The sequence below is a fragment of the Paraburkholderia youngii genome (genome assembly GCF_013366925.1).
GTDB lineage: Bacteria > Pseudomonadota > Gammaproteobacteria > Burkholderiales > Burkholderiaceae > Paraburkholderia > Paraburkholderia youngii.
This window is the reverse complement of sequence record NZ_JAALDK010000001.1, coordinates 795010-818346: the sequence shown is the minus strand read 5'-3', so window position 1 is coordinate 818346 and position 23337 is coordinate 795010. Positions and strand designations below refer to the sequence as shown.

The following is a 23337-nucleotide window of genomic DNA, read 5'->3' as shown; positions in this document are numbered from 1 at the left end:
TCACCGCGGTGCTTTATTCATTCGATTGCAGATGCGATCCGACAGAACTGCTTGCGGCGCATTGGTCGCCCTGACCGTTTCTGACTGAATGCTCTCAAAACCGGCTCAGGCAGCAGACGCGCCCGTCGACCCGGAATCATCCGGCTTAGCCATCAGGGCCATGCGAACGATGCTGGCTATCGGCATCGATGCGTCGGACACGAGCTTCGACCTGACAAATGCCTCTGCGTCAATCTGTGTCCAGCCCAGATTGATGATCGTTTCAACACATCTCGAAAACTTCTGAACGACATCGTCTGCCCCGGCAGTCAAGGCCAGACGGCTCCTGCTCTGCTCCACGGCCATCTTCTCCCTGATATCTTCGATCTGCGCGATTGCCGTGTCCCTATACCGATCAAGGGCAACGAGATCTTTTCTGCGCAGGGCGCCTAAAAGGCCTTCGACAAGCGAGAATGGCTCCTCGACTGCACTCCGGATCAGCGCAGGCGTGACGTATGTTTCGCCAGCACGATCTCCCGCGTATTGGGTGTGCGACCAGGCAAGTTTCATGAACGCCGGCGAGCCCGCTCCCACCTCAATGAGCGCCTTATTCACGCTCACTTTGTTGCGTGGCTCCTCCGGCAAAAAATCGATCGCAGTTATCTTGCTGGCGAGGCGCATCGCATCTTCTGGCGCCGGAAAGAGATCGAGGGGGATATAGGTCCTGCTGACTACACGTCGGAGGTTGCGAACTGTCCTTTTTATCATTTCACCAGCATCAGGCGTCCCCACGAGCACAAAAAGGCACTCGCCGTCGTTGAGCAAACTGGTGATAAACCCCATCAGGTCCGCCCGTTCTGCGGACTTCACCGCAAACTGGATCTCATCAATGACAATCAATCCGACGAGATGCCGACGAATCTGGACCACCACTGCCTGTATCCAGTCTCCCGTGTTTGCACTGCTCTTTACCTCTTCGACATAGTGTGTTCCGAGGTGAAGATCGAACCAGTGCAGGATCCCTTTCATGAGGGTCGACACCGACCCATTTGACGGACAGGACACGAAGATCCAGACGACCTGCGCAAACCTGGCCGATACCCCCATGAATTCAGTGTGTTCAATTATCGCTGGAAACATGCTCAGAACCATTTTGATCGTGGTCGTCTTGCCAGCTCCGGAGATTCCAAGAACCGAGATGCAATCAGCGTGCGAATCTTCTACCGGATAGATTGCGCAAGGCGCCCCCCGTTGAGTGGCTGCATATTTCTTTTGCGCGCTTTCTCGCAGCGACCTGGTGGGTATTAGGCCCCGGTATCTATGTCGCAAGGAAATGTGTATCCAGTCGATGAGTTTCAGATGGGCCCCCGTCAGGACCAGAACCCGCGAGATGCGCTCAATGGATAACAGTCGCAATTGCCGGGGAAGATTCCGGGATTCCTTAGAATGGAATACGGCAAAGCTGGCATTCATTGCTTCAGCGAAGCTCTCCTGTGATTCAAGCGGAGGAAGCGCCAGGATCGCCGGGTTCTCCCCATTCTCCGGTAGCTCCAGTGTACTCTTGTGATAGCACGCGGAAACAGAAAGGCATTTTCTGCCAAAGAGCAAATCTGCGTTCAGATCCGCTGGAACAGTCTTGTACAACTCTTCGTTCGAATTGTCCCCTGACTCTGCGTTGTCCTCTGCACCGACCGACCGACTCCGCTTCATATCGCGACTCCTGCCGTTATGTGAATGTCGGGACCACCGACTCATGCACCGTCGATGATATTCCGGATGTTTTTCGACATCCTTGCTGCAATTGAGTCTTCAGCGTCTCGGTCAGGGCGACTATCGTGATCGACCGCTGGCTCCTCGTCGCTCCGTTTATCGTCGCGTGATCGCCCTTGCTGGAAATTCCGGAATGGTTGGGCCGGTCCGGACTGGCCTGACGCCGCTGATCCACGATGCCGTGCTTGCCGCGGGTGAGCGATGCCGGACTGCCTGAGCGCTTCTTTCTGGTCCCGCTTTGCAGCGCGACTTTCCTCCGAATTGTTCAGCAGGTCCATGATGCGCTGCGGTTGAAGAGCCTGATGTTCTTTGCGTGCGTTGTGCCGGTCCATGGTCCGGACCACTTCCCATTCCATCAGCGTCCCTTCATCGGGAGTGACTTTGTTACTTCCCGCGAGCTGAGCGTACTCCCAGTGCAAATCACCGGGAACCAGGATTTGCGAAGGAGAATTGGGGTTGAACTGGATCTGCACGGCATCTTTCGCATGTTTCCCGAACATGTGAACGTGTTTCGACTGGATATGAGGTGACGTGAAATACAAGCCACGCCAATGCAGCCCCTGCTTTGAAGGGGTTGCCGATTCGACAGGCCACGTCGCGCGACGAATCTCGTCCAGGGAATGCTTCCATAAAGATCCTGTGCGATTGTCCAGCCCCCAGTTCCAACGGTTAAGCGGTGTATCTGCAAATCCAGCGGTCGCCATCTCGATGATGGCGCCTTTGCGACCGATGGGCGTCCGGTTATGTCTCAGAACCGCGCGGATCAGCTTCCGCGTGAATTCGCTCATCGTGTGCGTCGCGTCCCAGGCATAATGAGGAGCCCCTCGCGTCGTGGCGTCCGCCTCCACCACGCCAAACGTCGCTCGCTGGAAATATGCCGGAACAATGCCAAACCTTCGCTCGATGAGCGCACGCAGGGTAGGATCTCCGGCCTTTGCATTGCCGATTGGTATGCCCAGGACCCGGTTGACCGACTGCCATGCCGCAGTCTTCATGAAATCGTTTCCACGGTCGGCAAAGAAGCCCGACTTAGGAAGGTACTCACACGGCCAGTCTTTCCACTCTATTTTTATCCCGAACCTTGCGCAGAATTCGTCCTTGGGGGTCGCAATGTTCTCCAGCATCAATGCAACGCCCTCGAACGAAGGCGGATCGAATGTCACGTAGAACCCCACGATCATCCGGCTCCATACATCCATTGCCAGATACACGGTGGGACGCCCGACCACCACCGTCCGATCGTAGGAAAGCACCAGGTACACGTCGGCGATGGTCGCGTCAATCAGATACTCCTGCCCCGGCCCCAAGGAATGCTGCAGCGCATGACCCTTGATGGGGCGTCCCTGACGCAAGTACTGCCGCTCCCCCATCAGCCTCCGCTTCCTGGCTTCGGGAGGCACCCGGGTCTGATAGTAGTTTGTCAACTGCCGCGGTGTAATGAGCCCAAAGGGCGCCAGTTCCAGGTCGACTATCTGACCGGTACCGTCACGCACCTCATGAGTGCAACGACAGACATAGTTCAGGTAATCTGTCAGGTCCTGCCAGGTCACCCGGGTCCTGGGTCCGCCGCGCCGACCGGGACTGTGCCATCGCTTACGCTTCGGAGGACTGCTGCCCTTCGGGCGACACCGGGGCTTCCTCGTCGACGGAAAACGGGCGGCCTTCGCGAATTTTCTAATTTCCTCCCTCTGTTCATCGCTGACTTCCAACGTCCAGGGGCCCACCTTGCTCGTGAGATAGATATCGACACACTGTTCGAAGAGCCTCTCGAGCGCATCCGTTCGCGCCGCATGAGCGCGTTCGTCTGACGGCTTCCGCCCGGGCCTCTTTTTAAATTGGCGAGAAACGACGGTGACCCCCGCGTCTTCCCCCAGCTGGTATCGCGGTGGCTGCACTCTGCGCCCGCAGCGCCAGAGTTCCGATGCGACTGCCGCTTCATTCATTCCCCTCTGGAGATATTCACGAAAGAGCTTCCGGATACGCTGGATCGTCACACCGCAATCATCTGCAATTTCCTGCAGGATCCGCGTCCGCCCTGAACCTCCCCGGAGCGCCCGATAAAAGAGCCGCGGATCCGACACAAGCGGAAAAATCCGCTGCCAGTTGACCGTGCTTTGGCGGTCGCTGCCTGCTGTTCCACGTACGCTTCTTTGCAGCACGCTGTAGGGGTCGCGCTCCTGTTTGAGACGGGTGAAGCCGTCCTCCCCTGCATATTCACGCGCGCTCAGAACGCAGAAAACAGTCAGCGAAATGAACCGCAGAACCAGTCGTGATCCGAATATGTAGCAGAGAACGACTTCCGGTGATCCGTTCTCTGCGTGGACAACGCGGTATAGCTTCCCGCTCGACTCTTCTCTATACAGTTCACGCAGAACCGGCAATCTCTGCACGCGTGCTGGCATTCCCTTTCCTTTCGGTTAGCATTACTTATTAGTGCCGTGACGCGAGGCACGACTTCGTCGCATGGTTTATAACACCTGACGCCGATGCACGTCACCTACGACGGTACTTTCCTATTTTTAAGTCGTTCGAAGGACAACCGCACGCGTGAATCCTGCCGCTTTTGAGATAGCAGCACAGGAACATCGAGCGAGCACTCGACGATACGCAGCGCGATCAGTTCATGCATCGCAGCCACGCATGCTGAGCGCGGAATGCCTCGCGCATCGGCTGCCGCGTGACAGACGGCAAGAAGCGTCACACCCTGACGTAATCTGAGTCGCTCCAGGACCGCGCGCTGAGCAAGTCGCTGCTCCTGGGACAGCCCACGATTCACAATGAGCTCCGCCACGTTGAACAGAAACCAGAGGTGTCTGGCCCTAGGACTGTTCAAGCCGCGAGAATGTACAACGCGGTGAGCCACCCCGAGTCTCTTCCAGTATTCGCCCTTAATCCGATTTTCGTCCGACGGCTCGCGCTGGGCATCGGGCGAAGATACGACATCGATAGCTTCCCACTTGTACGACCCTGCTCTGCGCTTGCAGACCATCAGGCTGGTCATCAGCATCGCCGGACTCCCATCGGAGAGTTCGGGATGGCCGGCCCCCAGGATCCCGGCAAGTTGCACGGTCTTTGCGACGTCAATGAGCGGCATGTACTCATGAAGGTCACGTGTGCACGGATCCCAGTACTCATCGAGAAAAACCGAGAGCTCGACGTCCGACGCAAGCACTATCTGGCGCCCACCACAACGCGCACAGGCAAATCTGCGCAGGCGTCCGATGCCGGACATATCACGTTGGGCTTGGCCCGGGACGTAATCCGCCCCTTCTCCGGCGCCGCGTCCTTCCTTACGGAACAGGGCGATCTGCTGTTCAGACAGGCTCTGGATTCCAGCTGCCACACGGCCTCCCGGATAGGGCGCTGACGTGAAAAGAAGATTAGCTATGCGAATTGAACGGAATGGACGCACAGGCGATGTCCTTTATGATCATGGAGGCAATCGATGTCCGCGATCCCATCCTGGGCCCGCTGGTCGCTGACCCGGAACGGGCCATTACCCTGTCCCCGCTACGGACTGCGCCACCATTGCTTCCTAGGGGCTGACCGTGCTATTCATTTCATCGACCACCCGCCGCCCCGTTTTTAGCCTGGACATGCCCGGGCTCATGCGATCGTTGAAAATTCAACGCCCAGGCTTTGTCCATCCGGAACGGGACTTGATAAACTGTGGTTTTTGTCGCCCATACGGGCGGATAAGGGCTTTTCGTCTCCGCTTTACCTTATCATAAATGACAGGATATCGCCATATTTGATATTTCTGACTACAGGGATGAAACATGTCAAACGCGGCGAGGTCAAGAGGATAATATGCAGAGTGGGGTTAAAACGCAAGGGGTCTCTGTCGCGGCCGCCACGGACGAGCTCGACTACGCGGAATTTGCCCGGCGATCGTTGAAAACGGTTCTCTCGACCCGGGGTATTACGTATGCACAGCTTGCCGACAGGCTGTCTGCATTAGGGCATGTCGAGACCGAGACTTCGATCGCCCAGAAGGTCCGCAGAGGGACATTCCAGTTTGCGTTCTTCATTCTTTGCATGAAAGCCGTCGGCGTCTCCCGTGTGTCGATTGACGTGCCGACAGGCGATTCATCGAACGCGATCCATCTTTAAACCCCTGCTTTCCTGGCGCAGACAGCCGCGCACCGCCACCAGGCTCGGGGCCGCCACATGGGCCATGAACAGCCGAGGCGGGCGGCGCCGCTCTCCAGCATGGGGCCGGCTGCAGTCGCTTTCGTTTGAACTCGCCATACCCGATCCCTCAGTTCTCGCCTCTCGTCCGGCTTCCCGGCGCGCGGTTCCTTCCGCTAGGGACAGTGAACGGGGATCCTCCATCTGGCAAGAGGACCTGGCCCCGCCGAGGCATCGCCGAGGCAGCACACCCCAGCGGCTAGGCCGCTGCCTCACGCACGAGCCGCCGAGCGCAACGTGGATGGCATTCCTCTGTGCCACGCGGGCACGAATGGCGCACCGGAATCTCGAATCGGACCGGGCCGCGCGTGCGACCGTGCCCATAGCGCGCGTTGCCTCGACAAGGCGACCTCGGTGGCTGCTGCGGATATGACCATCACCAGAGCGACGCACCCGTTGCCGCACTCCCTGTCCGTTCCGGCATTTCATCTCCCGCTCGCCGTGCATCGCGTCGCTGGCACAGAAAGAGGTGCAGCCGCGGCCGAACCCGTTTCGGGCGTTCAGGCAAACGCCTGGAATGCATCGCAAGGGGGGCTGGCCGAGATAACGCCGCTTATCACCGCCATCCTTCCACCGGTGTCCCGCCTGCTATCAGCGCACATCAAAGTCTGCGACAAAATTCCCGGACTACTAGATATAGAAAATTCTAGCCCGCAAACCACATCATCTTGATTTTTCCGCCAGACCTTCGTAAGATTGATGCGGTAAAAGTTGCATCGTCGATATTGCATTGCGGCAAACATGACCTTTCGGGAGGGTGTGTGGACGGTATCGAAATCGAATTTCTGCCCGTGGGTGGCGGAGAGCGCAGCGGCGATGCAATCTGCCTGCGATGGGGTACTCCAGGCAACTACAAGGTAATGGTCTACGACGGAGGCACTCAAGAGTCAGGTCAGTTGCTGGTCGACCATATCAAGTCACATTACGGTACGACCCATGTCGACTACATGGTGAATTCCCACCCTGACAACGACCACGCTAGCGGCCTCTCTGTGGTGCTTGAGCAGATGTCGGTCGGTGAACTGTGGATGCACCAGCCGTGGAACTATTCCGACGAAATTTGCCATTATTTCCGCGACGGTCGTATTACGAGCGCCAGTCTGGCTGCACGACTTCAGCAAAAGATGCGTGCGGCTTATAACCTCGAGAAGCTTGCCGAAGAAAAAGGGATTCCCGTCTACGAACCATTCGCCGGTGCATTAATTGGCATCTTTCGCGTGCTGTCGCCAGACAATTTTCGCTACGTTCACGAACTGGTGCCTGAGTTCGAGAAGTCTCCCGAACTAAAGGAAGACACGCTTGCTGGACTTCTGGCGAAGCTCATGGATTCAGCGAGCGAACTCGTCAAGAAAGCTGTCAGTTACGTGGCCGAACAGTGGGGCGAAGAATACCTTCCGGAGAATGTCGAGACGTCGGCCGAAAACGAAAGCAGTGTTGTGCTGTACACAGAAGTTCAGCAAAAAGGCTTCTTGTTGACAGGAGACGCAGGAGTTCAGACGCTCCGCAAGGCGGCCGAATGCGCTGCAATTTGGGGATTTGACATTGTGCGCCGAGTACATCTCGCTCAAATTCCTCATCACGGCAGCCGACGAAACGTCTCCACTGAGACACTCGACCTGTTGTTTGGACCTCGCAACCCCGTCGCGGGACTTCCCGCCGCACGTTACGCGATTGCGTCGGCGGCGAAAGAGGCTCCTACGCACCCCAAGAAACGAGTGGTGAATGCGTTCGTGCGGCGCGGTTTTGAGATTTGTGCAACGAAGGGGCAAACGATCCGTTACGGTATCGGGATGCCGGGAAGGCCCGGATGGACATCAGCACCGGTTCTCGAATTCTCGACAGAAGTTGAAGAATGAATCTCGAATCCGTTCTTCGACAATTTGGCGACCGTTACGACCGCAATGCGCGGCTTTATCCGTCTCTACTAGCGTGTCTTCCGTTCATCGTGACTGTCGTGGCGCTTTACGGTCGCGCGCTTGGCGTGCTGGGCTCGACGATCAGTTCAATCGCAATATCGTTTGGCTGCCTGTTTTTGCTGTCCGACGTTGCGCGCAGCCGGGGAAAACTCGTCGAAAAGAAGCTTTGGGAAGAATGGGTGGCCCCCCTTCTACCGAGGTGATGCGCCACTCGGACAGGACCATCGACTCGCATACCAAGGCGCGCTGTCACCGATTTTTGTCGACCCAATTGGGAGTCGCGCTTCCGGATGAGCAAACTGAAGCGGCGGACCCAGTCGCGGCCGACAAGGTCTATCATTCCGCCGGGCGTTGGCTCGTTACTCATACGGCCGACGGCAAGAAGTTTCCCCTGCTCAAGAACGACAACATTACGTATGGGTTCCGGCGGAATGGCTATGCACTCCGGCGTTTTGGCATGCTTGTAGCCATCGCTTCCCTCACGTGGTCCTGTCTGCACAGGGGGCTTGCCGACTTCGTGGCTCGACTTATCGCCGGGCCGGTTGAAAGCTGGTTCTCCGTGGGCGAATGGATAGCAACAGGGGCGTCGCTCGCCATGCTGTGCGTCTGGCTTTGGTTTTTCACCGAGGCGATGGTTCAAGCCGCAGGACGCTCTTATGCTGAGAAACTAATGCTCGCATGTGAAACGATGGCTAAACCCGCGAACAAGCGTTCATCGGCGAAGGCGACAATCGACGATGCAAAGGAAGTTGCCAATGTCGCTGATGCGCTTCCGCGTACGCGCAGCACAACGACGTCAGCGAAAAAGCGAACTCAAAGGACCAAGCAAGTAGATGCTGCAAACGTAACAATGACGGAAACTTCCGGGGCGCCGGAAGGCGCTAAAAAATAAGCTTCCTCGAAGTTGCTGACATGTCGCCATCCGCAATTTTATTTCAGCTTGTCTCCTCGCAACTCTCTCGAGGAGGCCTCGGCGGAGCACCATAAAGCGATTGAATAGTCTGCGCAACAAATTCGCGCAACCAACCTGACTGCCCACGACACGAAGCTGCTTATCGACTTCCTGCATGCAGTGTCGCCTCGGGATGAACCCAAGCAGGCAAGCGCCACCTGATCGAGGATGACCTTCACGTCACGCCGGCACCACCCCTCCAGAAATTCGGCAAGCTCTGCCTGAGATAACAAATGCAGTTCGCCGGCGGCCGCCTTGTCGCATACAAGTCGTGTTTTGATACCGGCTCCCGGCGTGTCCCGGGTATGCTGCCAGCGCTGATGAGATCCTCTGTCCCTCGCCAGCGCCTGCTCCTTCAGTTTGCGCACCAGCGTTCCCTTTCGGGTCCGCACCGTATGTTTCGTCATGTCACCCTCCAACGCGCAATCCATTTCCCGAAGATCGCCGTGGGAACCCGGATTGGAAATGGAAAAAGACCCTACCGACCCGATCCATGGCGTAAGCGAAGTGGAGCTATTTCATGCCACTTCGGCTTTTGACCGTCGCCCCTATAACCGGAGCGTCAACTCACGCCTCCCGCAAGCGCGCCAGCGAAGGCTGCAACGGCCTCTTTTTCGGCAGTTAGACGTCGCTTCGACTGTTTGACGAGGTGTATCCCCGCAGTCGCAACCTTTGTCTAGGTGCAGTATTACGGGATGTTTGCGTCGCCCTCCCCGAGGTACCGAGCACGGAGAACTGCTTGCCGTGGTCGGCCACCCACCAGCGATCCCGACGAGATACTGCTTCCGTCGAGTGAGCAGAACCTCGGATGCCTGCACGCGTTCCGTTGGGGACTGCATTTTTGCCGCGGACCTCGCGCGGAACTCCCGCTGATTTTCACCGTGAAAAGCTGGTTCAGCACTCCAACTGCTTCGCCCACGCGAAGTTCTCGTCTTCGCCAAGGAACTTGAGCGCCCAGACGACATCCCTGCGCACGCAGTGATCCGCTAGCTCCTGCAGAACGTTTAGCCGGAAATTACGCAACATTCCGACGAGACTGGCATTGTCCTCTCGCAGCATTCCGGACTGCGCGGAACCGGCCAAATGCTCGAGGATGGCGCGCTCGGGAGCTGATACAGGCATTCCGGGATTGCGCGCCGGTAACGCGGAAACCGCGTAGCCCGCCTTTAGTCCCTCATTGAATAGACGCTCATGTTCGTAAGTCGGCAGGAGCAGTTCCTTCACCCATTCAGGAAAATCGTGAGGCACATTGCCCCACAAATTCACTCGCGGCCGGGCATATAGGTAGTTACGCATGCCCTGCATGTCCAAAGCGGCTTTCCCGCCCACGTGTAGTCCAGGAATTTCCCGGGCTAGAAACGCGACCGTGCCGTCCGGAGTCGGGGAGTCGCCTCTCAGCAGGAATGCGCCCCCGGCAAGTTGTCGAAGCCAGCCTCCTTCGACCAGACAGGACGCATCGCCCGCTTCAATCCCGAACCGCGCGAGTAACGTCAGATCCATCGGTTCGCCGCGGGGCGCAAAATCCATCAGAAGCTGGACCAGTTGGATCACGCGCCACGAACGATTCCTGCGACTAGACGACACTGAGGTCTCGCACCTCCGACTCAAACGCAAGATTAAGCGGTGCGTCGTTTGGCATATACGATTGCAGGCGAGAACACGGATATAGATCGCCTTCTTCTGTCCTGTACCAATAGTCAAGCGCTGTGGCGGAAATGGCGGTCTGACTATACAGCCCCAACAGCCTTCTTAGCCCGGCCGCACGACCTTGCGAGCCCGGTTGCAGCACATAGACCGAAAAGGTATCTGCCGGCATTTGCGCGATTACATCAAGCAGCACCTCTGGGCCGACGACCAGTAACCCGTCAGGCAGATCGTCCGACTGATTCGTTCCGCGCTCGGGAAATACCCAGAAACAGACCTCCTCGTCCGTCCAGCCTACACAGCGCCAAGGCTGATACGGCTTCGCAATCGCTCTTCGCGAAGCACTCGCTTCGGCCCAGTTCGCGTCGGTAAACAACATCTCTTTTCCTCAGGTGACACAAGATCCACTGGATAAAGCCAGCACAGTCAGCATTTTATGTTGACTACCAATATAAAGCGATGTTACCAGAAACCCCCGTTACAGAGACCATTCCACGTTAACAGACAACATGAAATGGTGACCCTTGACTGCTGTTGATGAGCAGATAACCGCAAAACTTCTGGGACGCGCGCTGGCGGCAGCCAGAGCCGATGCCGGGCTGACGCAGGAGCAGGTAGCAGAGCATCTGGGTGTTTTTGTCGAAACAGTCAGTCGCTTCGAACGTGGCGCGAACTGGCCAACTGTTCCCCGCCTTCTTCAGCTGGCAGAGCTATATGGGGTTCCGGTCTCCACGCTGCTGCAGCGAGGCTCCGGCCGGGCAGTCGACGTTAGCATTGAAATTGCCGAACAACTGGAACGGCTGAGCAACGACGATCGTGCATGGGTTGGCAGTCTGGTCAGAGACCTATGCAAAAGACTGCCGGCAACAGGCGGCCATAAAGCGGGCAAGCGGCATCGTTAGCAGGCTTTGGCTGGAGGCGAGTGTACAACATTGCCGGTCTTCTTCCTGGGATATGCCGTCCAACACAATGTCATCCGGATGCCGCTACCGGTCAGTGCTCGGGAACGGTGCTGCGTCTGGTGATCGCCGGAAGATTTTCGTAACAGATGGCACAGACCAGCCGCACGTGGAACGGCGTTTTCATCCGCTACTTTTCAGTCCGCACAACACTGACCACGGCGTTTAATCGACCGTCACTACATTAGATACCTCTGTCGACACCTATAGTTGACTGCTCCCGTTCGATCTCGTCAACCTGCTGTTCGGGGTAACGAAAGTGAGCATGGAGCCGGTGGATCAACTGGACCAGCCGAGGCGGCACGTCGTGCATAGCGAGCACGTCGGGCGGCCGGCGGAGCGTGGCTGTGGACAGAGGAACAACGATGCCGAACTCAAGCAGGATGCCGTGGTTCCGGTTGATGATAGCCGTGCATTCGGTGACCAGCCCTTCGCGTGCCCGGTGCAGTGCGGCCAGAAGCTGTTGTACTTCCGTTCGCGGTTCAACAAAGCGCATCGCGGGACGGGACGCCGCCAGCGGGCGCTGTCAATTGTCGATGTACGCGCTTGTGGCCTCAAGGGCATGAAGTCTTCCGCAAGAAGCTCGCTCATGCGACTCCGAGTTGCACTTCCGCACGCCGAACTCGAATACGCTCCGCCCGAGCCAAGATGTGCTGTGGAGCACACCCTGCGCTTCGCCGTCAACGTAAGTTCATCGCCATGGAATCTTCCCATCAAGGGGCTGGATCAAGTATTAAAGATTGGCGACGCGGCTCCTCGAAAGTCATCCGATGAGTCATGAGGCGAACCCGCGTCGCCACCGCGCAGACAAAAAGAAAGAGCCCGCACGAAGCGGGCTTGAATCCATTTGGAGAAATGGAGGAGACGCCTTAAGTATAAAACCCAACCCCTCATTTTGCACACCCGAGGTTGGGAAACCCTCAGCAACGAATTCTGCCGGCGGCGCCACCGGCCTGCACTCATGGCACATTCCGCTCATAGATGCGCGGCTGAACTGCGCGAATGGTTCGTTGCGGTACATGCGGTGTGACTGCGCACTGTGGCGTGCGACTCCTGTCACGTTCAGTGCATGTGCTGCCCGCCGTTGATAGCGATATTGGAACCAGTCACGAAGCTGGCATCGTCCGAGCAGAGGTAAAGCACGAGCGCCGCCACTTCCTCGGGCTTGCCCAGACGCCCGACGGGAATATGTGGGAGGATCTTTGTATCTAGGATCTCCTGTGGAATCGCCGTGACCATCTTCGTCGCGAGATAGCCCGGCGAAACGGTGTTCACGGTCACTCCTTTACGCGCGACTTCGAGCGCGAGCGATTTCGTGAAGCCGTGCATGCCGGCCTTGGCTGCCGCGTAGTTGGTCTGGCCGATGGAGCCTTTCGAGCCATTTACGGATGAAATGTTGACGATGCGTCCCCAACCCCGTGCAACCATCTCCTCGCACAGCGGCTTCGTCATGTTGAATACAGAATCCAGATTGGTGCGGATGACCGCGTCCCAGTTGACCTTGTCCATTTTGCGCAGCGTCATGTCCTCGGTAATTCCAGCATTATTCACCAGAATATCGACCGGGCCGACTTCGAACTTTATCTTGGCGGCGCAGTGCTGGCACGAATCGTAGTCGGCCACGTCGACCGGATACGCGCGGAAACTACGGCCCCGACTTTCCATGTTTGCCAGCCAATCAGTTGCACCGCTGTTGCTTGGCGAGTGCGTGACTACTACTGCATAACCCGCGTCATGTAGCTTCGCACTGATCGCTTCTCCCAAGCCGCCCATGCCACCCGTCACTACTGCAATTCGTTTCGTCATCCTTATTCCATGGTAGTAATTTTTGCGAGAACGATAAATACGCAATAGCCGCCTCGCACAAGCCGCCATTGCATTTTTTCCCAACACATAGCCGTCTTCTTACTTGCAGAAGAAATCGGCTTAGAATTTGATTGAACAGCGCCGTTTGTTTGGACTCGAGTTGCAAAGAATAAAATCTGCTTCGCCGGCCAGTTGCATCGCGCTGCCGGGCCACCGCTCCAGTATTCTCAGTAGTTGCCGCTGAGTCAGCGGCCCACGTCCCACCAACACGCAACGTTATGCCTTGGGCAACGCTTATCGCGGACGGCGCCTGCACGGTCTTTACGACGATTCGCACAGTCCAACGCAAATGTCACGCGCAGCGGTTCGCCGCTGTCGCAACGAAACTCGAAGCCGTCAGAACGTCAGCGTTGATTGCGCCTCGTCACGGCGACCTTGCCGTCACGCCGCCTCTGCGAGCCCGACGCCATGGGCCTGCGCTCGACCAGCAAGCCGTGTTCGCGCATGACGCGATAGGCCCGCTTGACGTTGACGGGAGCCGCGCCCTGGCTCTCTCCGCTCGCTTCGCAGCCCGCCCCAGAGGCGCCGGCAGCCCCAGCTCGGCAAGTCGGCGATGGCGCGCCGGATTTTTCCGACCATCCCGGCGTCATCGGTTGCCTCGCCGTGCGCATTCGGCCGCTTCGCGCAAGATTTCCGCCTCCATCGTCTTCTTGCCCAGCAGCCGTTGCAGCTCCTTGATTTGCTTGAGTGCGTCAGCGAACTCGGAGGCCGGCACGACCTCCTCACCGGCGCTCACCGTCGAGAGGCTGCCATCCTGATATAGCTTGCGCCAACGGAACAACTGAGTCGGATTCACACCGTGCAGGTGCGCCACCGTCGAGACCGTCTTGTCCGGCTCAAAGGTCTCCCTGACCATCGCGACTTTATCTTCTACCAACCACCGCCGCCGGCGCCTGAGTCCCGTCAACGCTTCCATCACTTCTTGCTCGCTGTTAGTCCAAAACACAATCGTATGCTTACCCGTTGTTGTAAGTGGGTGACGTGTCCAACGTTTGAGGAGGCTGCTCCAACTCCGTAGGCTCTACGGCGCTCGGGCTTCGCGGAAGCTGGTCAACGTGTGAGTTATAAAGAGAACCGCCGGTCAGGCTTTTTTTGCTCTATCGACCGACGGTGTCGGGCGGCGAAGAATTGGTGACCCGTGCGCGGCGAGTGCCCGCCGGCACGCGTCATAGCAATGCGCCAGAAAGGGACCCTTAGAACCTGTGCCGCATCCCCAATCGGAACAACAGCTGCTGATGGTTGGAAGAATCGCCCAGATTATCGATATTGGCTACCGCCGGCGTACCGAGCGACGAGGTACCCGACGCGTGTTGCCATCCGGCGCCGACATACACATCCGTCCTTTTTGAGAGAAGGTAATCCGACACGAGAGAGACTTGATGATAGTGCTGTTTCCCCACCGTCGTACCGCTTGCAGTAGTCACACCATTTGACGTCAGGTAGTCGTATGCAATCCCAGTAGTGAAGGCAGGGGTGAACTGATATGAGACGCCAACGTCGACGTTGTTGAATATGGCCGTACCGTTGTGGAATGCGGCTCCAAGATTTGCATACTGCACGTTCGAGTACGACGCTGCGAAAGTCGCGGCCCCCACTGCATAGTTTGCAGCAACGATCGCCACCTGGTATGCCTGCGCTGGCACATAGGCCTTATTCAATGAATATGCGAGTGGAGATGCGCCGTTGGCGTATGCCGTGAAGAACCCATTACCGGGGGTCGCCGTTGGATTCTTGAAGTATTCAAATGCCGCCCCGACCTTCAGAGGCCCACCGGAATAGCCGGCGCCAACCGAATAACCGCTGTTCGCGGTAAAGTTCCCTGCCACACCACCGAGGCTATATTCACCACCAAAGGAAAATCCTCCGCGGACCGGGCTCATATAGCGGACTGCGTTATTCAATCGCACCGTATTTGCCGCATTATCAACGTCACCCGGATGCATCCCAACGGGACCACCTACCAGGCTACCCGCTGTCAGAGGCTCTGGGAAATAGAACACCATGTCATATTGGCGGCCGAACGTCAGCGAACCAAATTGTGCGCTCTTCAGTCCGACGAAGGCTTGACGCCCGAACGCCGTCCCCCCTTGCCCAAATTGACCGTTATTCAGGTTCACACCCGATTCCAGCGTGAAGATGGCCTGAAGATTACCGCCCAGGTCCTCGACGCCAGTAAAACCCCATCGGCTGCCAAAGAGACCCGACAATGAGTCCAGCGAAACCTTCTTCCCTCCGGCAACGTTGCTGGTGTACATCAGCCCTTCATCGAGAACGCCATACAGAGTAACGCTACTTTGTGCGTTGGCAATTACTGGAAGTGCAAACAGCGCGCAACACACGGACAGCCGCTTCATAGTATCTCCTTTACTACATATATGAATTATTTGAATAACTTTTACTCAGCGTTTCATGACTGATGGGTTCACCACCTTCACGAAACCAGATAGCCGCGACGCCTCCTCGCGACCTCGAACGCGCGACATCTGAATAGCTTGAACGTCTGCTGACTACGCCTGGAGAGCCAGTGAAGCAGCCTTTCTTTGACCGATTGAAAACGTCGCCAGAGCAGAAATAAGGGCTGGCACCGCCAGCATCGTGAACACATCACCAAAGTGCCAACCCAAACCCAGCATTGCAGCGCCTGCGAAGGAGCCTGCAACGCCTCCGAGTCGGCCAACGCCCTGCATCCAGGCCACGCCCGTAGAACGGCCTTCGGTCGGATAGATTTGTGCCGCGTAAGATGACAGCGATGTAGCCGCACTCGTCGCCAGTGCTCCGCAAAGGAATATGAGCGCGCCGAGAGTTGTCTCACTGCCGACACTGTGTCCGACTAGCGCCACAAGCACAGCGACCAGCACATAGGAAACCACGATCGTACGGTTTGCGTTGACGCGATCCATCAGCCAACCGGTAACCGGATTTCCAAGCAACCCGCCTAACGGGAACAACGACGAGATCAACATCGCATGCTCCGTACTGAAGCCAAGATCGCGGAATAAGGTCGGCATCCAGTTCGTCATCAGGTAGTACACAATCAGACCCGTGAAATAGGCAATCCAGAGCATGATCGTGGGCAGACGATAGGCCTTCGACAGAATCAACGCTAACGCAAACCGGCGACCACTTTTCGTCGACGAAACTACGGGAGCGACGAAAGTGCAACGGTCCAGGTTGGCATGCGGTGAAATTCGTTTCAGAATCCGCGCGATCTTTTCATGCGTACCGCTACGAACCACGAGAAACTGGACCGATTCGGGCAGAAGTGCAATGAGGACCAGCGCAAGCACAAGCGGCAGGACGCCGCCGAGTACCAGTACGCTTTGCCAGCCAGCGTGCGGAATTAGCCATGCGGAAGCCGTACCCCCTGCGATCAGGCCCACTGAAAATCCGCAGTACATGACGTTCACGGCCATCGAACGCAAACGCTCAGGAGCGTATTCGGACATAAGTGCCACGGTATTCGGCATCGCCGCACCAAGCCCCAAGCCAGTCAGGAAGCGAAAGATCGTCAGTGAACCAACGGTGTGCGAGCTTGCAGCAATCAAACTCCAGATGCCAAAGGACGCGACGGACACTACAAGAACGCTCTTGCGCCCGATTCGGTCGGCAATCGGTCCGGCGAAAACCGATCCCAACCCGAGGCCGACGAGGGCAGCGCTCATCACGATGCCTAGTTCAGATTTATCAATGCCCCATGCATGGGTCAATGCGGGTGCAATGAAGCCAATCGCTGCGGTATCGTAACCATCGGCAGTCACGATGCAAAAACAAAGGATAAGAATCAGCCACTGACACAGGGAAAAACGCTCAGCATCGATGAATGCCTTGACGTCGATCGTACGAACTCCGCTTTTCATCAGTTGTCTCCTGAATGCCCGCTGAATTGCCAGAGAACATTCCTAAATGCTTATTTTCAAAATAGAACATCACATTCACACGCGCGTTGCGTGACTTCAAATTCACGGATTCAAGAGCCGATCTCTCCAAGAAACATTGATTGGTAATACTAATCATTAGAAGCATGCAAGATCCCCCTTTCGGGGGTCTACTTACATGGCGAGGTATCCGCCATCAACAGGCAAAGTCGTACCTGTCACATAGGTCGACATGGAAGAAGCCAGAAATAGAACTGCGCCAACCAGCTCTTCCGGCTTGCCCACACGATGCATAGGAATGCGCGTCAGAAAGCGTTCGAGCTTGTCCGCATTGGCGCGCGTCGATACAGTCATCGGCGTCTCGATCACGCCGGGGGCAATGGCGTTGACGCGTATCCCGTCGTTGGCAAGGTCAACAGCCAGCGACTGCGTCAGCATCTTCACGGCCCCCTTGGAGGGCGAGTAACCGAGCGTGTTCGGCTGCCCCGAGAACGACGCAATCGATGCCACGTTTACGATACTGCCGGCAGTCTTGCGCAGTGCGCTCAGAAATGCATAAGTGACGTTGAAGGTTCCCTCATGATTGACCTTCATGACCTGCTGGAGATTTTGCGCGGCATTCGGACTATCGATGCCATCCCGGATGATGATGCCAGCATTGTTCACCAGGATGTCAATGGCTCCCAACTCGCCGTCGACCTTTGCTGCCGTGGCGTGGCATTGCTCAAGGTCAGTGACGTCAAGCGGATAATGTCGGGCTTGACCGCCTTTCTCCATAATCTGTTCCGCGGTCTGACGCGCATTATCGGCATTCATGTCGGTCACGACAACGAGCGCGCCAGCTTCCGCCATACCGATGGCGATGGCGCGGCCGTTGCCCTGTCCTGCGCCGGTGATGAACGCCTTTTTGTTGCTCAAGAGGTTCGGAATAGTCATAGGTAATCTCATGCGGTGGTGTTTGAACAAGGCTGCAAATCTTTGGCAGACCACGAACACATGCGCGGTGCCGCGCTTATGCTCGTGGCCTGCTCTCACTGGACCAAAGCCACGCGCCCTTTGATTGCAGCATTGTCGAGATGACCGGCGCTTGCATCGGCAATGTGATTGGCCGCTACGTAGCCAAACGTCAAGCCGGGGCCGAGGGTGATACCAGCGCCGTTGTATTCACCACCCATGATGCTCGCGGCGTCGTTGCCCGCTGCATACAGGCCTGGAATCGGCGAGCCCTGCGATGCAAGTACTTGCCCATGCTCGTTGGTCTTGATACCCATGAACGAACCGAGATCGCCCGGCACGAGCTTGATCGCGTAGAAAGGTCCCGTCTTCAGGGGTTCAACGCACGGATTGGGTCCGTGCAGTGCATCGCCCTGATAGCGGTTATAGGCCTTGCTGCCCCGGCCGAATTGCGGATCGCGGCCAAACTGCGCGCCGTCGTTGTACTGGCGAATCGTGCCCTCCAGTACCGCCGCGTTGACATTAATCTGCGCTGCGAGATCGGCAATGCTCGCGCCCTTCTTGAGATACCCGTTGCGCAGATGGCTACCAAGCGGCAGCGGGAAGGGTTTGACAAAGCCAAGACCGTAGCGGCGGATGGCGCGATGATCTGCCACCAGCCAGCATGCTGCCTCGGATTTGCCTTCAGAAGCTTTGATCATCGCTTGCACCACGTCGTGGTACGAGTTCGCCTCGTTCGTAAAGCGTCGACCATCCTGATCGACCGCGATAACGCCCGGCTTCGCACGATCGATGAAGTGCGGGAAGATGCCCGTCGAGCCATCTTTGCGAGGCACCAGCGACATCGGCGTCCACGCTGCGGCGTTCGGCAAGGTGTCGTCGAAAATGCCGCCGACCTTTTCCGCCATGGCCGCGCCGTCGCCCACGTTGGTTTGTGGGGTGGGCGAGAAGTGCTTCTGCCCGGCCTTGATATGGGGATAAGTACGCTTCAGGCGTTCGACGTTATGCGGGAAGCCGCCACTCGCGAGTACAACACCACATCGCGCCTTGACCGTTACCTTTTCACCGCCGCGTTCGATGACCGCGCCAGTTACCCGTTCGCCATCACGCGTCAGATCGACAGCCGGCGCGGACAGCCAAAGTGCCACGCCGAGATCGGCAGCGGACTTGGCCAGACGGGCGGCAAGCGCATTGCCATTGGTTAACGTCATGCCGCGACCATAACGCCGTACTTCTGCGAAGTGCTTGGCCAGACGCTTGGTCACATACCACGCCGACTGGACTGAGCGCGTAACGCGCATGAAATGGATAATGTCCTTGCCCGATCCGATTGTGACACCAAAGACGGTCAGTTCCGGCAGCACCGGTCCAAGCGTCTTGAGCAGTGGTCCGAGCTCGCGTGCGTCGTACGGGCGCGTCACAAAGGAGCGGCCTCCCTGTGCCGCACCAGGCGCTTCTGCGTGGTAATCGGGGAACGTCAGCGGCATATCGAACTGCACGGCCGTCTTCGCCATGAAAAACTCGACGGCCTTCGGACCATTGGTCAAGAACGAGCGAACGCGCGCCTCGTCGAAATTGGGGCCAGCTTGATCCCTGATATAGGTGAGCGCCTGGTCTGGCTCTTCGTTATGTCCATAGGCTTTGGCCAAATGGGTGCCGGGAACCCACAGCCACCCGCCCGACCGAGCGGTCGTCCCGCCATAGTAGCTGGCCTTTTCGGTCAAGATCACCTTCAACCCACGGCTTGCCGCCGTTATCGCCGCCGACATTCCGGCGACGCCCGAGCCGACGACAAGTACGTCGCACTCTTGCACATGTCCTGCTGCCATGAATCCCTCCGTTCATTACCTTATGGCGAACCGATTCGCCATGGATGAACACTAGATTAATACTAGCGCGCTAAATTTGAACTAGGTGTTAACCATGCGCAAGCACGCTAGACCATATCTATTGCTATACTGAGGGCATCATCTCCCGTAACAGGAACCAGAAGTGGATCAATCCGTATCTCAACCGGACCGGGAGCGCCGTGGCATCCAGTCCATTGAAGTGGGCGGTCAAATTCTCAAGGTTTTCGCCTCTGAGCCCCGTCCTATGGCCCTGCGCGACCTGGTAAAGGCCGTAAACATGCCTTCTGGGAAAATCCACCCGTATCTGGTCAGTTTCGGAAAGATCGGACTCGTATCGCAGGATCCGACTACCGGCCATTACCAGCTTGGCCCGATGGCGATCCAGTTGGGGTTGACCAGCCTGCAAACGTTAAATCCGGTTCGCGAGGCTTCGCCATTCGCTGAAGTGCTGGCTGAAGAGACGACACATAGCGTTGCGCTCTCCGTCTGGGGCAACATGGGTCCAGTCATTGTCCGTCTGGCTGACTCGGCCTATCCGGTCCACACAAACATCCGGACCGGAACGGTGATGTCGCTCGTCGACACGGCAACGGGTCGCGTCTTCTCGGCCTTCTTGCCACGCCCCTTCGTTGAAAAACTGCTGGTTGACGATCGTAAGCGGCTAGGTCCCGATATCGCGCATCCGCTCGACGCTGCCGTGGTCGAAGAGTTGATCGAGGAAACAAAAAGACGCAAACTGTCGCGCGGCGTCAACCATCCGACGCCGGGTCTCGTTTCTTTCTCAGCCCCAGTATTTGACTACTCCAGCAACATCGCATTGGCCATTACGATTATTGGACCCACGGGGATAGTCGACTCGGATTGGGACAGCCCGGTGGCTCGAGCCGTGCGCACCTGCGCTGAGACCATATCCAGACGACTGGGATATCGGGGAGCGTACTAGATCCGGCTCGCGGCAATTCAGGGGGTAACCTTTCGCGGCAGCGTCCAGCGGCGGATCTGCATCTTTGATGCGGCCAAGTGTCGAATGCGGCTGCAGGTCATTCCCAAGACCGGCGCACATTAAACGCCTGAGAACTAGCCCCCAAAAACGCGGGCGAGTATCGGCGGCTTTCATCGCGATCGGGGCTGGCAGTACCTGATATTTGCTTTCAGCAAACCTTTCGAGGTGGCATCCGCCTGCGTTTCCATTCCTACGTCAAACGTATCGACCTCCGATGAATGGGCTGAGTTCAGTGATGTGCAGAACCCAGCCCTCACGGCTCCAAGCAAACCGTCCATCTTCGCGGTCGCAGTTCCCTCCCGCGGTCTCGCCAATTGCCAGTGGCCTAGTTTCGGCTTTTAGCTAAACGAAGTATTGGCATCACATGCAGGTGTAGTTACTGGCGGAAGTTATATCACCACTGCCGTTGTAATGCGGTGCTTTCGGGTACAGGCAGACCGGCAAACTGCGCGACGCGGTCGCACTTGTTGGGAAGGTGTAGGTCAACTGCGTAGGCGCCTGCCCCTGTTCGACCCAGTTTATGATCGCACCCGGCCAATCGATCTGCGTGACGTCCTGTCCTGCGCCATGCATATTTGCGGGAACGAGGAAAAGCCGGGTGTTAGTCGTTGGATCCGCCAATCCCATGCTTTGAGCGATGGCGGTCATTTTTGCATCATTCCTTTGATGCTCATTGGGTGACAACAGGTTATCTCCATTGTCGTGCCAGGAGATGAGTTTCTTACCCGAAGCAACGAATTGCGCGATCGACTGCAGATCATTGTCAATGCCAAGCTGACTCAGGCCCAAACCGATAGTGCCGTAATCGGTGTCCGGATTAAATGTTGCCTGCTTTGCGGGCGTCAGCCAAGATTGATCCCCCGTTGCCAGGAATGCGTAGACCCCTCCCAGCGACCCGAAAGCTCCGCCAAACTCGGAAAAGTCCGACCAGTTAAACCCATCGTAGATGACGGTACCGTTCGAGAGAGTCATCGGTGCCATGTACTCTTGCAAGGTAGCCACCTGTGCCGCAGAAAGACAAAGCGTAGGATTCGGGTTCGCAGTAGACAGTCCGCACTGCAAAAGCGCTGGGCTGAAGTGACAAGCTGCTGCATTCGTCAGATATCCGTCGGCAACCCCATCTTGCGAATCGCACGATGCTACTGCGGCCTGATACGCCGCAGTGTATTGCGCATTCGTCAGCGCGGCGGGAGTCCCGGCGGTTCCACCGATTTGAAGCCATTTCGCCGTTTGTCCAGCCATGTCTTCGGTTTCGCATCCCGCCACGATACCGTCGAATTGATCCGGCCACCGTTGAGCTGCAATATAGCCTTCGCGTCCTCCATTGGAACAACCATTAAAATAAGATTTTGTCGGTGCTTTTCCGTAGAGCGCGCTAACAACAGCCTTGGCAAACGTCGTTGTCGTGCCGATCGACAAATAGGCGTAGTCGGTAATCGAGGCCTGCGCCTGTGACGTACCTGTCAGCCAAACAGCTGGTGCAGCTTGCGCAGGCACTGCGGCACGATTTCCACCATTCGACGCTGCATAGGCAGCACCATACTTCGTGATGATTGGGGTAATCGCGCTGATAGCCTTGGAAGAGTTATACGTATACGCAGAGTAGATGGTTCCATCGAAGCCGCCGCCTCCGTTTTGAAAGTACCTTCCAGACCAATTGTCTGGCACGTCTACTTCAATGTCGAGGAATGGCGCTCTGGTGCCAGATACTTTACAAATCCCTGCGGTGCTGATACCCGCCACTGGCTCGATGCGAGTAGTTGCGGTGACCGTGACCCCGGCAATCACCTGGCCAGTCAAAGCCTGGCACTTAGCCGTCAATTCCGCCACGGTAGGTCCGCTAGACCCTGTAGATTGCGGCGCTGGGGCCTGTATCGAATTGCCACCACCACCGCAGGCGCTCAGTTGGAACAGAACCATACTGGCTCCGATGGCAAGTGCAAGACCCTTCCACTGGCCTCTAATGCTCCTCACTCGCATGTCTTTCTCCATATAGTTGTAGTTTCAAACCAACTCAGCCCTTCTTCACGAAATCCTTTCCGCCGCGCAGTCGAAGCCATATCGCCAGGTCGCGGCGAGTCCGGTTTTCATCAACATCTCTCGTGGGTTAAGCCCGTCGGCAACTTCGCAGACGCAAATCAGCGCGGTAGCGACTTCCTCGAACAGGCTCGACTTCCAATGCAATCATACGCCGTGAATTTTGTCATTAACAATTTTGTTTGGCGATGGTTAACCCGATTACATTTGCTGCGGTTCAGGCGTAATGTCGACCCGCTGGAATGGTGCTTGTCTCCGTTCGGTGTCTACAACATCGGCGACTGGTGGTTATCCTTACCTGTTTCCGCGTCGCAGGCAGGGCGCGTGGGAAACAACGTAAC

The 23337-nt window shown here is 57.1% G+C and carries 19 protein-coding genes and 1 pseudogene; 7 read left to right on the top strand and 13 right to left on the bottom strand.

Features of this window, described 5'->3' with window-relative positions:
- Window positions 1-105: 105 nt before the first annotated feature.
- From G5S42_RS03895 to G5S42_RS03885, 3 genes are all read right to left on the bottom strand, one after another.
- On the bottom strand, window positions 106-1689 hold the full coding sequence (locus G5S42_RS03895) for an ATP-binding protein (protein WP_176105611.1): 1584 nt from the start codon (window positions 1687-1689) through the stop codon (window positions 106-108).
- A gap of 41 nt (window positions 1690-1730) precedes the next feature.
- On the bottom strand, window positions 1731-4151 hold the full coding sequence (locus G5S42_RS03890) for a TnsB C-terminal domain-containing protein (protein WP_176105610.1): 2421 nt from the start codon (window positions 4149-4151) through the stop codon (window positions 1731-1733).
- 95 nt (window positions 4152-4246) lie between these two features.
- The gene (locus G5S42_RS03885; protein ID WP_176105609.1) at window positions 4247-5092 is read right to left on the bottom strand and encodes a PDDEXK family nuclease; all 846 of its coding nucleotides are present in this window, start codon (window positions 5090-5092) and stop codon (window positions 4247-4249) included.
- A 467-nt stretch (window positions 5093-5559) separates the two neighbouring features.
- Between G5S42_RS03885 and G5S42_RS03880 the strand changes: the two genes are divergently transcribed.
- From G5S42_RS03880 to G5S42_RS03865, 4 genes are all read left to right on the top strand, one after another.
- Window positions 5560-5862 (top strand): DUF6471 domain-containing protein, encoded by a 303-nt coding sequence (locus G5S42_RS03880; RefSeq protein WP_217709836.1) that lies wholly within the window; start codon window positions 5560-5562, stop codon window positions 5860-5862.
- 839 nt (window positions 5863-6701) lie between these two features.
- Window positions 6702-7796 carry a ComEC/Rec2 family competence protein gene (locus tag G5S42_RS03875; RefSeq protein WP_176105608.1) on the top strand — a complete coding sequence of 365 codons (1095 nt, stop codon included), beginning with the start codon at window positions 6702-6704 and terminating at the stop codon, window positions 7794-7796.
- Window positions 7793-8059, top strand: a complete 267-nt coding sequence (locus tag G5S42_RS03870) for a hypothetical protein (RefSeq protein ID WP_176105607.1) — start codon at window positions 7793-7795, stop codon at window positions 8057-8059. The genes G5S42_RS03875 and G5S42_RS03870 overlap by 4 nt, the downstream gene beginning before the upstream one ends.
- Entirely contained in the window at window positions 8032-8748 is a 717-nt protein-coding gene (locus G5S42_RS03865) for a hypothetical protein (RefSeq protein WP_176105606.1), read from the top strand. Before G5S42_RS03870 ends, G5S42_RS03865 begins: the two co-directional genes overlap by 28 nt.
- Before the next feature lie 38 nt (window positions 8749-8786).
- Here G5S42_RS03865 and G5S42_RS03860 read toward each other — a convergent pair whose 3' ends face one another.
- From G5S42_RS03860 to G5S42_RS03850, 3 genes are all read right to left on the bottom strand, one after another.
- On the bottom strand, window positions 8787-9215 hold the full coding sequence (locus G5S42_RS03860) for a PDDEXK family nuclease (protein ID WP_176105605.1): 429 nt from the start codon (window positions 9213-9215) through the stop codon (window positions 8787-8789).
- Between the two features lie 487 nt (window positions 9216-9702).
- Window positions 9703-10359: an AbiEi antitoxin N-terminal domain-containing protein gene (locus G5S42_RS03855; RefSeq protein ID WP_176105604.1), complete on the bottom strand. Its 657-nt coding sequence runs from the start codon at window positions 10357-10359 to the stop codon at window positions 9703-9705.
- A 22-nt stretch (window positions 10360-10381) separates the two neighbouring features.
- Entirely contained in the window at window positions 10382-10831 is a 450-nt protein-coding gene (locus G5S42_RS03850) for a hypothetical protein (protein WP_176105603.1), read from the bottom strand.
- A gap of 145 nt (window positions 10832-10976) precedes the next feature.
- Here G5S42_RS03850 and G5S42_RS03845 point away from each other — a divergent pair, with 145 nt between their 5' ends.
- Entirely contained in the window at window positions 10977-11354 is a 378-nt protein-coding gene (locus G5S42_RS03845; RefSeq protein WP_176105602.1) for a helix-turn-helix domain-containing protein, read from the top strand.
- A 322-nt stretch (window positions 11355-11676) separates the two neighbouring features.
- Window positions 11677-12192, top strand: coding sequence for a hypothetical protein (locus tag G5S42_RS03840; protein ID WP_176105601.1), 516 nt, complete (start codon window positions 11677-11679; stop codon window positions 12190-12192).
- A 281-nt stretch (window positions 12193-12473) separates the two neighbouring features.
- Here G5S42_RS03840 and phbB read toward each other — a convergent pair whose 3' ends face one another.
- The 6 genes and pseudogenes from phbB to G5S42_RS03810 all read right to left on the bottom strand — a co-directional run bounded on the left by phbB (window position 12474) and on the right by G5S42_RS03810 (window position 19935).
- Window positions 12474-13217 carry an acetoacetyl-CoA reductase gene (phbB, locus tag G5S42_RS03835; RefSeq protein WP_176105600.1) on the bottom strand — a complete coding sequence of 248 codons (744 nt, stop codon included), beginning with the start codon at window positions 13215-13217 and terminating at the stop codon, window positions 12474-12476.
- A gap of 326 nt (window positions 13218-13543) precedes the next feature.
- Window positions 13544-14193: pseudogene (locus G5S42_RS03830) on the bottom strand (transposase); the annotation flags it as partial.
- A gap of 277 nt (window positions 14194-14470) precedes the next feature.
- Window positions 14471-15631, bottom strand: coding sequence for a porin (locus G5S42_RS03825; RefSeq protein WP_176105587.1), 1161 nt, complete (start codon window positions 15629-15631; stop codon window positions 14471-14473).
- Between the two features lie 153 nt (window positions 15632-15784).
- Window positions 15785-17134: an MFS transporter gene (locus G5S42_RS03820; protein ID WP_176105599.1), complete on the bottom strand. Its 1350-nt coding sequence runs from the start codon at window positions 17132-17134 to the stop codon at window positions 15785-15787.
- A 192-nt stretch (window positions 17135-17326) separates the two neighbouring features.
- Window positions 17327-18088, bottom strand: coding sequence for an SDR family NAD(P)-dependent oxidoreductase (locus tag G5S42_RS03815; RefSeq protein WP_176105598.1), 762 nt, complete (start codon window positions 18086-18088; stop codon window positions 17327-17329).
- 95 nt (window positions 18089-18183) lie between these two features.
- Window positions 18184-19935: an FAD-dependent oxidoreductase gene (locus G5S42_RS03810; RefSeq protein ID WP_176105597.1), complete on the bottom strand. Its 1752-nt coding sequence runs from the start codon at window positions 19933-19935 to the stop codon at window positions 18184-18186.
- 163 nt (window positions 19936-20098) lie between these two features.
- Here G5S42_RS03810 and G5S42_RS45415 point away from each other — a divergent pair, with 163 nt between their 5' ends.
- Window positions 20099-20899 carry an IclR family transcriptional regulator gene (locus G5S42_RS45415; RefSeq protein WP_176105596.1) on the top strand — a complete coding sequence of 267 codons (801 nt, stop codon included), beginning with the start codon at window positions 20099-20101 and terminating at the stop codon, window positions 20897-20899.
- A gap of 420 nt (window positions 20900-21319) precedes the next feature.
- Here G5S42_RS45415 and G5S42_RS03800 read toward each other — a convergent pair whose 3' ends face one another.
- Window positions 21320-22879 carry a tannase/feruloyl esterase family alpha/beta hydrolase gene (locus G5S42_RS03800; RefSeq protein ID WP_176105595.1) on the bottom strand — a complete coding sequence of 520 codons (1560 nt, stop codon included), beginning with the start codon at window positions 22877-22879 and terminating at the stop codon, window positions 21320-21322.
- Window positions 22880-23337: the final 458 nt, after the last annotated feature.